The organism is Streptomyces sp. NRRL S-495 (assembly GCF_000966955.1).
GTDB classification, from domain to species: Bacteria; Actinomycetota; Actinomycetes; order Streptomycetales; family Streptomycetaceae; genus Kitasatospora; species Kitasatospora purpeofusca.
This window is the reverse complement of sequence record NZ_JZWY01000656.1, coordinates 1-14,614: the sequence shown is the minus strand read 5'-3', so window position 1 is coordinate 14,614 and position 14,614 is coordinate 1. Positions and strand designations below refer to the sequence as shown.

Below are 14,614 nucleotides of genomic sequence, written 5' to 3'. Positions count from 1 at the left end.
TTCCCGGCCCGTTCCCGCGCGGCGGCCCGCCGGACGGCCCTCCGCCGCCCGCAGGTGGGCCGCCCGCCGCCTCGCCGCCGACATGCGGCTTTGACTGAGCATCAGCAGCGGGGAAGGGGAGGGCCCGGGAGCGCGTAAGGCGCCGGATGTCTGATTACATGTGCGCCATGACTGATGTGATGAGCACTCAAGGCCAGTTCCCGGGTGCCGCCGGCGAGTCCGAGAGGGCCCGCAGGCTGCGCAGCCTGGGCCTCAACGAGCCCACCGCGGACGAGGCCTTCGACCGCTTCGCCCACCTGGCCGCCAGCATCACCCGCGCCCCCATCGCGATGGTCAACTTCATCAACGACGAGCGGCAGATGTTCCGGGGGCTCTACATCCCGCCAAACTCCACCGATGCGGTGGCCGAAGAAGGCTCCTCGTGGGCCGATCGCGGCATCGCCTTCGACCTTCCGACCCGGGAGATGCCGCTGAGTCACGGCTTCTGCCCCCACGTCGTCGCGCAGCGTTCCCCCCTCGCGCTCGACGACATCCTCGCCTACCCCCGGTTCGCCGGGAACCCGGTCGTCGACGAACTGGGCGTCCGCGCCTACCTCGGCGCCCCGCTCGTCGACGACACCAACACCGTCATCGGCACCGTCTGCGTGCTCGACCGCGAACCCCGCCAGTGGGGCCGCGAACGGCTGCGCGACATCCAGCACCTCGCCGAGGCCCTGCTCTCCGAGATCCGCCTGCGCGACAACCTGCTCGCCCAGCAGCAGGAGATGTTCGCGGCCTTCGACGGCTCGCCGTTCCCGATCATGCTCACCGACGGCCCCGGCCAGGAGATCCGCTACGCCAACGCCCAGCACGCCGACACCTTCGGCGCCCCGGCGGCGTACGGCGCCGTCGGCCTGGCCTACCCCCAACTCGGCGCCGCCGGCCTCCAGCAGGCGGTCTCCGAGGCGTACCACACCGGCCGCGCCACCGTCCTCAACGAGGTGCGGGTCCAGTCCCTGCGCCCCGAGGCCCAGCGCGGGCAGCAGATCTTCAGCTTCACCTGCACTCCGCTGCGCACCGCCCGCACCGGCCAGGTCACCGGCGTGCTGACGGTCGGCATGGACGTCACCGCGCAGTCCCGCACCGAGGAGGAACTCGGCACGCTCGCGGCCCTCCTGGTGGACCGCCTCCAGCAGAACGGCACCCCCCCGGTCGGCCGCCCCGGCCTCGGCGCGGGGGAGACCGGCCTCGTCCTGCCGGGCTGAGCACGCCCGGCCCGGCCCGACCGCGTGCGGGTCACCCCCCGGACCGCGTACGCACCACCGGAGTTCCGTACGGCGCAGCACCGGCCGCCACCGCGGCGGCACCGCGCCCCGACCCAGTCCCGACCGCCCGCCCAGCTCCCAAACGGGTTCCGACCAGCTCCCGACCAGGTTCCGCCCAGGTCCCGAACGCGCCCCGACCGCGCGTCGGACCGCAGCACCGGCCGCCCACCGCGGCGAGCCGTCCCATCGCGGCGGGGCGCCTCTCACCCCCGAGGAGAGGCTCCCCGCCGCGCTGCTGTCCGGGTGAACCGCCCGCCGCCGCCCCGCCGGACCGGCCCCCGCGGCCGCCGCCGGTGGTAGGCATGGGCCGCATGCAGTGGTTCGCCGCCCCCGAGTACTGGCTCAGCAGACTGCTCGTGCAACGGATGCTGGCCGCCCTCTACCTGATCGCCTTCCTGGCCGCCGCCCGGCAGTTCCGCGCCCTGATCGGCAGCCGCGGCATGCTCCCCGTCCCCCGCTTCACCGCCCGGGTCCCGTTCCGGCAGGCACCCGGACTCTTCCACCTCCACTACAGCGACCGCTTCTTCGCCGCCGCGGCCCTGACCGGCGCCGCGCTCTCCGCCGCCCTCCTCGGCGGCCTCGGCGACGCCGTCCCGCTCGGAGTGTCGATGCTCTGCTGGGCGGTGCTGTGGGTCCTCTACCTGTCGATCGTCAACGTCGGGCAGACCTGGTACTCGTTCGGGTGGGAATCGCTGCTGCTGGAAGCGGGTTTCCTGGCCACCTTCCTCGGCAACGCCGACACCGCCCCGCCCGCCCCCGTCCTGTGGCTGCTGCGCTGGCTGGTCTTCCGGGTCGAGTTCGGCGCCGGACTGATCAAACTGCGCGGCGACAGCTGCTGGCGCGACCTGACCTGCCTGCGCTACCACCACGAGACCCAGCCGATGCCCGGTCCGCTCAGCTGGTTCTTCCACCATCTGCCCGGGCCGCTGCACCGCGTCGAGGCGGCCGCCAACCACCTGACCCAACTCCTCGTCCCGGTCTGCCTGCTCCTCCCGCAACCCGTCGCGACCTTCGCCGCCTGCGTCGTCGTCGCCACCCAGCTCTGGCTGGTCGCCTCCGGCAACTTCGCCTGGCTCAACTGGCTCACCGTCGCGCTCGCCCTCGCCGCCGTCGACCCGGCCCGCCTCGGCCTGCCCGTCCACCCGCGCGCCTACCCGGGCACCCCGGTCTGGTTCGAGGCCCTGGCCCTGGCGCTCACCGCCGCCGTCCTCGTCCTGAGCTACTGGCCGGTCCGCAACATGGTCTCGCCCCACCAGGTCATGAACCGTTCCTTCAACCGCCTCCACCTGGTCAACACCTACGGCGCGTTCGGCAGCGTCAGCCGCACCCGGCAGGAGGTCGTGCTCGAAGGGACGGACGAGCCGGTGGTGACCCGGCACACCGTGTGGAAGGAGTACGGGTTCAAGGGCAAACCCGGCGACGTCCGCCGCCTCCCGCGCCAGTACGCCCCCTACCACCTGCGGCTGGACTGGCTGATGTGGTTCGCCGCCATCTCCACCGGGTACGCCCGGCCGTGGTTCCTGCCGTTCGTCGCCCGGCTGCTCGTCAACGACCCCGACACCCTGCGCCTGCTGCGGCACAACCCCTTCCCGGACACCCCGCCGACCCACGTCCGGGCGACCCTCCACCGCTACCGGTTCACCGATTGGCGCGAACTGCGGCAGACCCGAGCCTGGTGGCACCGCACACCGCTGACCGAGTACCTCGCGCCGGTCGACCTCGCCGCCCTCGCCCGCGCCGGACACCACCCGCCACCGGCCCCGGGCAGGGCCGGAGCGGCCGGTACGGACCCGGACGGCCGGTCCCGGCGTGCTCCGAACGGGTGGTGAGCGGGTGACGACCGGTGACGCGGACCACCCGACCGGCCCTCCCGGGTGGCGCCCGGCCGGGCGCTGTGGCACGCCACACCGCCCCGAGGAGTGGTGGGTGCGTGCATGGCTCGAACGGGCACCCGTATTCTTGGCCTCCGACCGGCAGCCCTACCGCGCGCCCCCTCAGCCCCACCCGCCGGGGCCGCACCGCGCACCCGGACCGCCGCCCCCTCGCCGCCAGCCCACGCCCCCGCCGCAGCCGCCCAGAACCGGACCTCACATGACAGTGCTTCACTCCCGCAACGCCGACGCGGCCGACGCAGCCGGCTCCGCAGACGTCAAGGACACCACGGCCGCCACGGACACCACCGACACCGACCTCCGCGAGGACCTCGGCCGCTACGCCGAACTCGGTGCCTTCACCCTCACCGCCGACACCCATCCCTGGTACGCGGCGCTGGACACCGTCGCCACCCCCGAGGACGCCCGCGCCGCGTCCACCGTCCTCGCCGAACTGCGCGGACACGACCTCCAGCAGGTCTGGGACGACGTCACCGCGCTCGCCGCCGACGTCCGGATCGACGCGCCGGACACCGTCGGCAAGACCGCCGTACTCGTCGAGATGCTCCAGCTCCTGCGCCGCACCTCGACGGTGCTCGCCCCGGCCGCGTACGACGCCGACCTCGACTCCCTGATCGCCGCCACCGCCGACCGGGCCTGGAGGCGCGAGCGCGGCGTCAAGCTGTCCTGGCTGCGCGGCCGCTCGCTGCGCAAGCAGGCCACCGCCCTCGCCGTCACCACCGGCCGCCCCCGCGGCCAGGACCTGCACGAGGCACTCGCCTCCGCCGCGGTCGAGCGCCGGGCCTGGGCCGCCCTCGCGCCCGCCGGCACCCTGCCCACCGCGCCGTCCGACGCCGCCCTCGTCCACCGCACGGCGCAGGCCTTCGAGGCGATCAACACCGGGGTGCGCGAACTCGCCCGCCTGCTGCCCGGCCAGGACCTCGACGCGCTGTCCTTCCCGGACCTCGTCGACCTGGTCGACCGCCTCGCCGCCGACGAGGGCACCCTCTACCGCCTGCCCACCGTCCGCGGCCTGCGCGCCACCCTGGAGGAGGCCGGCCTCGCCGAACTCCTCAACGAGCTGGCCGCCGCCCGCGCCGACCGCCGTGCCGCCGAGGCCGCCTACGCCGCCCGCCAGGCCCTCGCCGGCGGGCAGCGCGACGGTCTGGTGCCGTCGGTCGAGGAGGCTGCCGACACGACGGCCGAGGAGTCGGCCGAGGTGACGGCCGACGTCACGGGTACGGAGGAGACCGAGGCGGCCGCCGACGTGGCCACCGAGGTTGAGGCCGAGGCTGAGGTCGACGTCGAGGCTGACACCGAGGTGGACACCGACGCCCCGGAGGCCGAGGCCGTCACCGCCGAGCCCGTGGCCGAGGCCGAGGCGGACAGCCCGGAAGCCGAGGCCCCGGTCGAGGAGCAGCCGCTCGTCGTCACCCTCCCGGCCCCTCGCCCGCCGCCGACGACCTCCTCGGCACCACCCCCGCCCCGCCGGCCCAGCCCTCCGCCCCGGAGGCGGAGACCATCGCCGCCACCGAGGTCGAGGCCGTGGCCGTGGCCGAGGTGGAGCCGGTGGTCGAGCCGGAGCCCGTGGCTGAGGTCGAGCCCGAGCTTGCGGTTGAGGTCGCGCCGGAGATCGAGGCCGAGGCCGAGCCGATCTCGGTGGAGAAGGCCCCTGAGTCGATTGCCGAGGTCGAGCCCGAGGCTGTCGCCGAGACCACGGTCGAGGCCGAGGTCGAGGAGGAGCCCGTCACGGAGGCCCCCGTCGAGGTCGAGCCGGTCGCCGAGGCGCCGGTCGACGTCGAGCCGGCCGTGACCGAGCCGACCGTCACCACCGAGGCCGTGGCTGAGGAGCCGGTCGTCGAGGCCGTGGACGACGCTCCGGTCGCGGAGGTCGCGGAGGTCGCGGAGTCGGCCGTCGAGCCCGAGCCGACCGTCGAGGCGGAGGTCGAGCCCGAGGCGGCGGTCGTCGCCGAGGCCGAGGTCGTCGAGGCAGTCGAGAGCGAGCCCGCTGTCGAAGCCGAGCCGGCTGCGGAGGCACCGGCCGTCGTCGTCGAGGAGCCTGCCGCCGAGACCGAGACCGAGACCGAGACCGCGACCGAAGCGGCCGCGCCCCCGGCGAAGCCGGAGTTCACCCCGGGGCGGCCCGTGACCGCGTACTCGGCGGAGGAACTGCTCGCGATCGTGCGCTGGATCGACGCGGACGGCGCCGGTCGGAGCGACGAGGAGCTGCTCCGTGCGGCGATGAAGGAGCTGGGCTTCGCCCGACTGGGCCCGCGCATCAAGGAGGCGCTGGGCGCCGCCGTCACCGCCGCCCGCGCCTGACCCAGGCCGCACGGCCGCACGGCCGCACGACGGCACCCGCACCATCGAATCACCACGGCCCCGGAGGCACGGTCCACGAACCGCGCCGCCGGGGCCGTGTCGTCGTTGCCGCCCGGCCCTACCCCGCCCCGGCGGGCCGGGCCCGGCGCAGCTGCTCCGCCAGGACCGCCGGGGCCTCCGCCAGTGACGGCCCGTACCAGGTGAGGTGGCGTCCGCTCACCAGCGCGGCCGGGATACCGGGGAAGGCTTCCGGGCCGTCCTCGGCGGTGAACCGGTAGGGCTCGTCGGGCAGGACGATCAGGTCGGGGCGGCCGGCCAGCAGCTCCGGCAGGGGGACGGCGGGGTAGCGTTCCGGCCGGGCCGGGTCCTCGGCGTGCGGGAGGGTCAGGCCGAGGCGGTGCAGCAGGTCGCCGGCGAAGGTGTCGTGGCCCAGCACCATCCACGGGCGGCGCCAGATCGGCACGACCGCCCGGCGGGCGGGGCCGGGCAGGGGGCGGACCTCGGCCCAGGCGGCCTCGGCGGCGTCCAGCCAGGCGGGGCGGGGCAGGCCGCAGCCGACGGTGAGCAGCCGGTCCAGTGAGCGGAACGCCTGGTCGAGGGTGCGGATGTCGGTGACCCAAACCGGCAGTCCGGCCGCCCGCAGCGCGTCGAGGTCGGGCCGGCGGTTCTCCTCGTCGTTGGCGATCACGAGGTCCGGGGCGAGGGCGGTGATCCGGGCCAGGTCGGGGTTCTTGGTGCCGCCGATCCGGGGGACATCGAGCCCGGCGGGGTGGCTGCACCAGTCGGTCACGCCGACCAGCAGCCCGGGCGCGGTGGCGGCCACGGCCTCGGTGAGCGAGGGCACCAGCGACACCACCCGCCGCCGCAGCGCCCCGCCCCCGTCGGCTGCCCCGCCCCCGTCAGCTGTCCCGGCCCCGGGCAGCGGCACGACCAATCCAAGATCGTCGACCGCCGCACCGTCCCCCGGCGCCCCATCCGTCGAAAGGAAGCTCACCAAGTCACCCTAGCCGTCGCTCCGGTGGCCGGGAGGGCAAAGTTCCGGGAACCGGCAGGGCACAGCGGCCGACTACCTGGTCCGGGTTCACAGGACGAACCCGAGCACGACCATTGACCAGGAGAGTTACTGATGCGCCCTCGCGTCTTCTGCGGTATCGCGGCAGCCGTCGCCCTGTTCGCCACGGGCTGTTCCAGCGGCGGTGACGGGAGCGGCGACACCACGAACGGCGGCGGGAGCGCACAGGCGTCCGCCGCCGGCGCGTTTCCGGTGAAGGTGGCCGACTGCGCGGGCAAGGAGACGACGGTCTCCCGGGCGCCGCAGCGGATCGTCACCACCGACGCGGCCGGTCTGGAGATGCTGCTCCAGCTCGGGGCCGGGGACCGGGTCATCGGGACGGGCTTCCCGCCCGGGAAGGGCAGTCTGCCGGCCGCCGTGGCCGAGCAGGGCGCCAAGGTGCCGGTGCTCGGGGACACCCTGATCCCCAAGGAGAAGCTGCTGGGCTCCGGCGCCGACCTCTACGTGGACACCTTCGGGCCGATGCCGATGATGGGCGCCGCCGGTGCCGGGCCGACCGAGGAGGAGCTCAAGGCGGTCGGCATGCAGCACGTGCTGCTGCTCTCCACGGCCTGCGCGAGCGGTCCGAAGGCCGCGTCCGGGCCGCGCACCGACCTGACCGGCGTGGCGGAGGACGTGCGCCGCCTGGGCGCGGTCACCGGGACGGCGGCCCGCGCCGAGGAACTGGTCGCCGCGATGGACAAGCAGATCACCGAGGTCAAGAACGCCACCGCGGGCGTACCGGAGGCGCAGCGTCCCGGGTACTTCCTCTTCGACTTCGACGCCGGTACAAAGCAACCGATGGCCGTCTGCGGCAAGCAGATCGCCAACGCGGTGATCACCCTGGCCGGCGCGCGCAACGTGTTCTCCGACTGCGACGCCGACTTCCGGCCCGTCTCCTGGGAGGACGTGGTGGCGAAGAACCCGGACTGGATCCAGCTCGCCGTGCGCAACCGGGGCAGCGAGGACGCCAACCGCAAGGCCTTCGACGAGGCCGAGGCGTTCCTCAAGGGCTTCCCGGCGACGCAGGGGCTCAAGGCCGTGCAGGAGGGGCACTTCCTGCGGATCGGCTCCGAGGTCACCACGATCGCCGGGATCCGCAACGCCGACACCGTGCGGCAGATCGCCGCGACCGTCCACCCGACGCTCGTCAAGAACGGGCAGTAGGCCGTGCCCCGCGCCGCCACCGCCACGGACGGCAAAGAGGCTGTCGCCGACGCCGCCCCCGACGCCGACGCGGCCGCCCCCGGCCCCCGGCGCCGGGGGCGGGTCCGGGCGCTGCGCCCCGGGCCGCTCGCCGCGCTGCTCACCGCCGCCCTGGTGGTCGCGCTGACCGCCGCCGTCTCGCTCGGCTCGGTGGACATCCCGCCCGGCGAGGTGTGGTCGGTGGTCGGCCGGCGGCTCACCGGGCAGCACCCGGCGCCCGGCACCCGCGACCTCATCGTCTGGCAACTGCGCGTCCCGCGCGCACTGCTGGCGGCGGCGGTCGGGGCCGGGCTCGGCCTGGTCGGCACCGCGGTGCAGGCCCTGGTCCGCAATCCGCTCGCCGACCCCTACCTGCTCGGCATCTCCTCGGGGGCCTCGCTCGGGGCGGTGGGCGTGATCGTCCTCGGCACCGGTATGGGCCTGTCGCTGACGGTCGGCGGGATCGCCGGACTGACCGTCTCGCTGGCGGCCTTCCTCGGCGCGCTCGCCGCGTTCTCCCTGGTGTGGGTGCTGGCCCGGCGCGGCGGCGGCTTCTCCCCGCTGCGCCTGGTGCTGGCCGGTATCGGCATCGGCCAGTTCCTCACCGGCCTGACCAGCTATCTCGTGCTCCAGACCGGCGACGAGCAGCAGACCCGGGGCGTGCTGTTCTGGCTGATGGGCAGCCTCAGCGGCGCCACCTGGGGCCAACTCGCCGTCCCCGCCGCCGCCGTGGCCCTGGGGCTGGTGCTGCTCCAGGGCCGCGCCCGGGGGCTGAACGCCATGCTGATGGGCGACGAGACGGCGGCCGGCCTCGGGGTCGACGTGGTCCGGCTGCGCCGGGAGATCTTCGCCGTCACCAGTGTGCTCACCGGGGTGCTGGTCGCCGTCTCCGGGGCGATCGGCTTCGTCGGCCTGATGGTGCCGCACGTGTGCCGGCTGCTGGTCGGCGGCGACCACCGGCGGCTGCTGCCGCTGTCCGCCCTCACCGGCGCCGTCCTGCTGGTCGTCGTCGACCTGATCGCCCGGGTCGCGCTGGACGGCCAGGAGGTGCCGATCGGCGTGGTCACCGCGCTGCTCGGCGCCCCCACCCTGCTCTACCTGCTGGACCGACGACTGGAGCGGAATTGAGAATCGCCGTCGAAGACCTGAGTGTCACTCTCGCCGGGCGGACCGTGGTGGCCGGTGTCCACCTGGTCGCCAAGGAGGGCGAGATCGCCGGCCTGGTCGGTCCCAACGGCAGCGGCAAGTCCAGCCTGCTGCGCACCGTCTACCGGCATCTGCGGCCGAGTGCCGGGCGGGTGCTGCTGGCCGGGCGGGAGTTGTCCGAGCTGAGTCCGGCGCAGTCGGCCCGGCACATCGGGGCGCTGCCCCAGGAGCGTGGCGGCGACTTCGAGTTGACCGTGCGCGAGGTGGTCGCGATGGGCCGGACCCCGTACAAGCGGGCGTTCGCCAAGGACGACGCCGAGGACCACCGGCTGGTCACCGAGGCGCTGACCCGGGTCGGCATGGCGCACGCGCCGGACCGGGGGTTCGCCCAGCTCTCCGGCGGGGAGCGGCAACGGGTGCTGCTGGCACGGGCGTTGGCGCAGCAGCCGGACGTCCTGGTGCTGGACGAGCCGACCAATCACCTGGACGTCCGGCACCAGGTGGAGCTGCTGGCGCTGCTGCGCGAGCAGCGCCGCACCACCCTGGTCGCGCTGCACGACCTGAACGCGGCGGCCTCGGTGTGCGACCGGCTGCATGTGCTGCACCGGGGCACGCTGGTCGCCTCGGGGGAGCCGAGGGAGGTGCTGACCGCCGAGCTGCTCGCCGAGGTGTTCGGGGTGCGGGCGGCGGTGATCGAACACCCGCTCACGGGGGACCCGTTGATCGCGTTCGACCACCGGGCGCCGGTCGGCGCGCCGGACCCGGGGGTGCCGGGTCCGGTCGCGCCGCCGTCGGGCAGGGGTGCCGCGGGTGCGGGTGCGGGTGCGGGTGCCAAGGAGCCGACCGGAGCCGGGGCAGGCGTGATCGCCCCGCCCTCGGTGGTACCGGTCACCGAAGTCACCGTCCCCGCCGGTCTCCCCACTCCGGTCTCCGCCGAGCGTCAGGAGGTCTCGTAGTGGCTCGGGCGGCCGTTGCGCTCGACCAGCCGGCCGACCTTCGCCGCCTCCGCGCTGCGGATCAGCTCCCATTCGCCGTCCGGGCGGTGGAGCACCGAGGAGTGCCACGGGGTCATCCACATGTCCGTGTGCTCCAGCAGCCGGATGCCGAACTTCAGCACGCCGACCTTCTGCGGGTGGATGGAGAGCCGGAACGAGCGGGGGTGCTGCTCGGCGATCAGGTCGCCCCAGGCGCGGCTGCGCTGGATGACGCCGTAGGCGCGCTGGCGGCAGTCCTTCTGGAGGGCGGACTTGGTGCCGGTCCAGCCGAAGGTGTCCTCGGTGAGGAAGCGGGTGATGCCGCGATAGAGCTTGGCGGTCTCCTCGTCGGTGAGCACCTGCTCGCGCAGCTCCTCCTTGGTGGGCGCGTACTTGGCGTGCACCCGGGCGCGCTTCTCGTCGAAGGGCAGGTCGCCGAGGACGGCCCGCAGGTCGAAGGTGTCGAGGTTGGTCAGGCCCTCGCGCTCGATCAGCGCGGACAGTTCGTCGGAGTACTGGTCGATGTGGTCGTCCGGGACGTGGATGAGGTCGCCGAAGATGTGGCCGTCCGAGCAGATCAGGATCTTGGCGCCGGGCTCGTAGATCTTGCCGATCTCCTCGGCGAGCCGGTTGAGGAAGGTGAGCGACAGCCGCTCGCCCTCGTCGGGCAGGTGGCTGAGCACCTTGGCGAGGTTGGGCGACTTGCAGGGGAAGCCGGGCAGGGTGAACAGGATCTGGTCCCCGGCGGTGATGAAGTCCGCCAACTGCTCCAGCTGGAGCGGGAAGTCGGCGGGTATCGCGTCGGCGTCCGGATCGGACGCGCGGCGGTGCGGCAGCAGCAGGTCGAGGATCTCGGCGGAGAGCCGGGCCACGGTCTGCTGGTCCGGGGCGGTGTACGCGGTGCCGGTGCTCTCGTTGCTGTCGGCCTGGGAGTCACTGGTGACGGTGGTGCCGGCGGGCGGCATGGTTGTCCTCCATGGAACGGTGTACGGGCTTCGGGCAGGCGGAGCCACGCCCCGGCGGTGGTCGCCGGGACGCTGCGGTGGATGCGGGGAGACGCGTCGTTGGGTCCTCGCGGGCGGTCAGTGCCGCCGGTCGTAGGCGACCGGGAGCCGGTTCACCCCTCGGGCGAGGACGGCGGGCACCCAGGCGAGCGAGTCGATCTCCTCGCCGTCGGCGGCGGACGGGCGCAGCCCGGGCAGCCGGGTGAGCAGGGTGCCGACGGCGATCTGGAGTTCGGCGCGGGCCAGGGCGGCACCGGGGCAGAAGTGGATGCCGTGGCCGAAGGCCAGATGGGCGTTGGGGGAGCGGTCGAAGTCCAGGACGTCGGTGTCCGGGAACTGCTCCTCGTCGCGGTTGGCGGCGCCGAGCGAGACGATCACCGAGTCCCCGGCCGGCACGGTGGTGCCGTGCAGGTCGCTGTCGGCTCCGAAGAACCGCCAGGTGGTGAGCTCGAACGCGCCGTCGTAGCGCAGGAGTTCCTCGATCGCCCGGGTGAGCAGGCCCGGCTCGGCGCCGGGCGCGTCCGGGTCGAGGCTCGCGCGCAGCCGGTCGAGCTGGTCCGGGTGGCGGAGCAGGGTGATCAGCATGGTGGTGATCTGGTTGGTGACCGGCTCCTGGCCGGCGACCAGCAGCTGGAACACCATGGAGGCGAGCTCCTCGGGGCTCAACTCGCCGGCGTCGCAGGCGGCGACGAGCCGGCCGAGCAGGTCCACGTCGGGCCCGGCGGGGTCGTAGGTGGCACGCTTGTGGGCGACCACGTCGGCGATGTAGCCCTGGAGGCCGTGCAGCCGGCCCTCGTACGCCGGTCGGCCCGGGTCCTGCGGGCCGACCGGTTGCACCACCTTGCCCCAGTCGCGGTCGAAGCGCACCGCGAGTTCCTGGGGCAGGCCGATCACGGCCGCCAGCACCCGGAACGGGTAGTGGGCCGCGAAGCCTTCGACCAGGTCGGTGCCGCCGGCCGGGGCGGTCGCCGGGAGTTCGTCGATCAGGGCGTCGGCCAGCTCCTGGATGCGCGGGCGCAGTGCCTCCACCCGGCGCGGCGCGAAGGCGTCCAGGACGAGCTTGCGCATCGTCGTGTGCTTCGGCGGGTCCTGGTGCAGCAGGTGCACCTGGAGCTGGGAGTGCTGCGGCTCCGAGCCTGGGGTCGTTGAGCGCCGCGTGGGCCGCCTTGTAGCCGGTGACCAGCCAGGCGCCGACGCCGCTCGGGAAGGTCACCCGGTGGACCGGGCCCGCGGCCCGCATCTTCCGGTACAGCGGGTACGGGTCGCTCTTGTACTCCGGTCCGAACAGCGGTACCGGATCGGGGAGTTCGTCGTACCCGAACGGGCAGCGCGGCCCGTCGGGCGTCTCGCCCGCCGCGGTCGGGTCGTGGACGGTGTCGGTCATTGCGGTTGTTCCTCCGGTAAGGATCTGCCGTGCGTAGGGGGAGGTGTGACGGTGGGTCACACGCGGCTGCGGATCGTCCGGTCGGTTCCGGTGGTGCTCCCGCTGCCGGTGCTGCCGCCGGCGGCGGCGTCCTTGGTGCGGTTGTTGCGGTGGTGCAGGGTCAGTAGTCCGACGGCGAGGGCGGCGGCGGTGCCGGCCAGGGTGAGCCCGGCCCGGATGCCGGCGACCTCGGTGGTGCCGTAGAGAGTGGCGGCGGTGCCCAGTGCGGGGCCGAGCGCGAAGCCGAGGCTGCGGGCCAGTTGGACGGCCGAGCCGGCGGTGGCGAGTTGGCCGGGCGGGGCGGAGGTCATCACCAGGGCCTGGACCGGCCCGCCGTTGAGGCCCATGCCGACGCCGGCCACGGCGAGCCGCCAGGCGATGTCGACCGGGGACCAGCCGGTGTCGACCGGGACGAGCAGCAGCAGGCCGAACGCGGTCACGGCGGCGCCGGTCAGCGCCGTCGGGCGGGCGCCCCAGCGGTCCGCGAGCCGCCCGCCGAACCGGCCGGCCACCACCATGCCGAGCGGGAACGCCAGCATGGTGAGCGCGGTGTTGGTGGCGCTCTCGCCGTCGTCGCGGCGCAGGTACTGGGCGAGCAGGTAGTGGTTGGCGGCGAAGCCGGCGGCGAGGGCCAGTACCGAGCCGTTGACGGCGGCGGTGCCGGAGGCGCGCAGGACACCGGCGACCGGCCGCCCGCCGGGGCGGCGCAGCCAGAACAGCACCAGCGGCACGGACGGCAGCGTGAGCAGCAGCCAGAGCGGCGCGTCCGGGGCCAGGGTGAGGCCGAGCAGTACCGAGGCGACCGCCGAGCCGATCAGCGCGGCGTCGCCGAGCGAGGCGCGGTCGGGCAGCCGCAGCTGCTTGCCGCCACGCGGGGCGTCCTTGCGGGCGATCAGCCAGGCGGCCAGGCAGATCGGCAGCTTGACGAGGAAGATCGCCCGCCAGCCGACGTGGTCGAGCAGCAGGCCGCCGACGACCGGGCCGAGGACGGCGCCCAGCGGGCCCAGCGTGGCGGGCACGCTCATCGCGCGGCCGCGCAGCTCGGGGCGGACGGCGGTGGCCGCGAGGACCGGCATCAGTACGAACAGCACGGCGCCGAAGGCCCCTTGGGCGAGGCGGGCGGCGATCAGCCAGCTCGCCCAGGGCGCGACGGCGGCCAGGGCGCTGCAGAGCGCGAAGCAGGCGACCGACAGCAGCAGGGCGGCGCGCAGGCCGACCTGGTCCAGCCACCGTCCGGCGGGCAGCAGCAGGGCCACCAGGGGGAGCTGGTAGCCGAGCACGGCCCACTGGGCGGTGGTCGGGGAGACGTCCAGGGCGTCGGCGATGTCGGTGAGCGCGAGGTTGACCACGTTCATGTCGAGCATCGCGACGAAGGAGATCAGCCCTGCGGCGAAGACCAGGCTCCACCGGTCCTCCGACCGGACCGGGCCGTCACCCGACGTACTGGTGGCGGGCGGCTGCTGCGCTGCCATGGGTCATCCTCCGTTCCCCCGTGCTGTCCGGACACCACCTCGGCGGCGGCGTCCGGTACAGCAGTCGGAGACACCCCGGCTCGAGTTCCGAACAGGTGGGGGATTTTTATGGCTTGGCCGGATCATGCCCACAGTGGCCGATCCTGTCCGCTGCCCGCCGCCGGTTCCCCACTGTCCGTCGCGCGCCGTCGGCACCCGCGTCGGGTCCGCTCCGTCATAGGTTCGAACGCATGGTTGACGAATGCTTCGGACATCCCCGGCTGGCCGCGATCTACGATCCGCTCGACCCCGACCGGGGCGATCTCGACCCCTACCTCCGGCTGGCCGGAGAGCTGGGGGCCCGCCGGGTGCTGGACATCGGCTGCGGCACCGGGGTGTTCGCCCTCCTCCTGGCCGGCCGCGGGATCGAGGTCGTCGGCGTCGATCCGGCCCTGGCCTCCCTCGACGTGGCCCGGGCCAAGCCGGGCGCCGGACGGGTGCGCTGGATCCACGGCGACGCCACGGACCTCCCGCCGCTGCGGGTCGACCTGGTGACGATGACCGCCAACGTCGCCCAGGCGATCGCCGGTCCGGCGGCCTGGCGGCGCACGCTGTGCGGGGCCTTCGAGGCGCTGCGGCCCGGCGGGCACCTGCTCTTCGAGACCCGCGATCCGGCCGCGCGCGCCTGGGAGGAGTGGACCCGGGAGAAGTCCCACCGGGTGACGGAGCTGCCGGGCGTCGGCCCGGTCGAGAGCTGGGTCCGGGTCATCGAGGTGGACGGGCCGGTGGTGACGTTCCGGTGGACCTTCGTCTTCGCCGCGGACGGTCAGGTGCTGACCTCGGACTCGACGCTGCGGTTCCGACAGCGGGAGGAGGTCGAGGG

At 74.3% G+C, this 14,614-nt stretch carries 11 protein-coding genes and 1 pseudogene; 8 read left to right on the top strand and 4 right to left on the bottom strand.

The genetic code is table 11. The features are described 5' to 3' along the window. Positions 1 to 179 precede the first annotated feature (179 nt). The 4 genes from VR45_RS43400 to VR45_RS47315 all read left to right on the top strand — a co-directional run bounded on the left by VR45_RS43400 (position 180) and on the right by VR45_RS47315 (position 5,497). The gene (locus VR45_RS43400; protein ID WP_063772565.1) at positions 180 to 1,244 is read left to right on the top strand and encodes a GAF domain-containing protein; all 1,065 of its coding nucleotides are present in this window, start codon (positions 180 to 182) and stop codon (positions 1,242 to 1,244) included. A gap of 371 nt (positions 1,245 to 1,615) precedes the next feature. Further along, positions 1,616 to 3,133, top strand: coding sequence for a lipase maturation factor family protein (locus VR45_RS30065; RefSeq protein WP_078896958.1), 1,518 nt, complete (start codon positions 1,616 to 1,618; stop codon positions 3,131 to 3,133). A gap of 262 nt (positions 3,134 to 3,395) precedes the next feature. Beyond that, positions 3,396 to 4,988 carry a hypothetical protein gene (locus tag VR45_RS30060; RefSeq protein WP_159394403.1) on the top strand — a complete coding sequence of 531 codons (1,593 nt, stop codon included), beginning with the start codon at positions 3,396 to 3,398 and terminating at the stop codon, positions 4,986 to 4,988. After that, positions 4,985 to 5,497: a hypothetical protein gene (locus VR45_RS47315; RefSeq protein WP_159394402.1), complete on the top strand. Its 513-nt coding sequence runs from the start codon at positions 4,985 to 4,987 to the stop codon at positions 5,495 to 5,497. Before VR45_RS30060 ends, VR45_RS47315 begins: the two co-directional genes overlap by 4 nt. Before the next feature lie 118 nt (positions 5,498 to 5,615). Here VR45_RS47315 and VR45_RS30055 read toward each other — a convergent pair whose 3' ends face one another. Then, complete coding sequence (locus tag VR45_RS30055) at positions 5,616 to 6,365, bottom strand: helical backbone metal receptor (protein WP_045943025.1); 750 nt, start codon at positions 6,363 to 6,365, stop codon at positions 5,616 to 5,618. A gap of 258 nt (positions 6,366 to 6,623) precedes the next feature. Here VR45_RS30055 and VR45_RS30050 point away from each other — a divergent pair, with 258 nt between their 5' ends. From VR45_RS30050 to VR45_RS30040, 3 genes are all read left to right on the top strand, one after another. Continuing rightward, positions 6,624 to 7,715, top strand: a complete 1,092-nt coding sequence (locus tag VR45_RS30050) for an ABC transporter substrate-binding protein (protein WP_078896957.1) — start codon at positions 6,624 to 6,626, stop codon at positions 7,713 to 7,715. Positions 7,716 to 7,826: 111 nt separating this feature from the next. Next, positions 7,827 to 8,861, top strand: a complete 1,035-nt coding sequence (locus VR45_RS30045) for an iron ABC transporter permease (RefSeq protein ID WP_045943023.1) — start codon at positions 7,827 to 7,829, stop codon at positions 8,859 to 8,861. Then, on the top strand, positions 8,858 to 9,835 hold the full coding sequence (locus VR45_RS30040; protein ID WP_078896955.1) for an ABC transporter ATP-binding protein: 978 nt from the start codon (positions 8,858 to 8,860) through the stop codon (positions 9,833 to 9,835). The genes VR45_RS30045 and VR45_RS30040 overlap by 4 nt, the downstream gene beginning before the upstream one ends. Here the strand turns inward: VR45_RS30040 and VR45_RS30035 are convergent. From VR45_RS30035 to VR45_RS30025, 3 genes and pseudogenes are all read right to left on the bottom strand, one after another. Next, positions 9,820 to 10,818, bottom strand: coding sequence for an isocyanide synthase family protein (locus VR45_RS30035; RefSeq protein ID WP_078896954.1), 999 nt, complete (start codon positions 10,816 to 10,818; stop codon positions 9,820 to 9,822). The two genes, VR45_RS30040 and VR45_RS30035, sit on opposite strands and share 16 nt — an antisense overlap. Before the next feature lie 117 nt (positions 10,819 to 10,935). After that, positions 10,936 to 12,145, bottom strand: a pseudogene (locus VR45_RS30030) (cytochrome P450). 152 nt (positions 12,146 to 12,297) lie between these two features. After that, a complete protein-coding gene (locus VR45_RS30025; RefSeq protein WP_045943019.1) occupies positions 12,298 to 13,752 on the bottom strand; it encodes an MFS transporter in 1,455 nt (484 codons plus the stop codon). Positions 13,753 to 13,982: 230 nt separating this feature from the next. On the opposite strand from VR45_RS30025, the gene VR45_RS30020 reads away from it, so the two are divergent. Next, positions 13,983 to 14,614, top strand: a 632-nt coding sequence (locus tag VR45_RS30020; RefSeq protein ID WP_045943018.1) for a class I SAM-dependent methyltransferase, incomplete at its 3' end; no start/stop codon positions are given.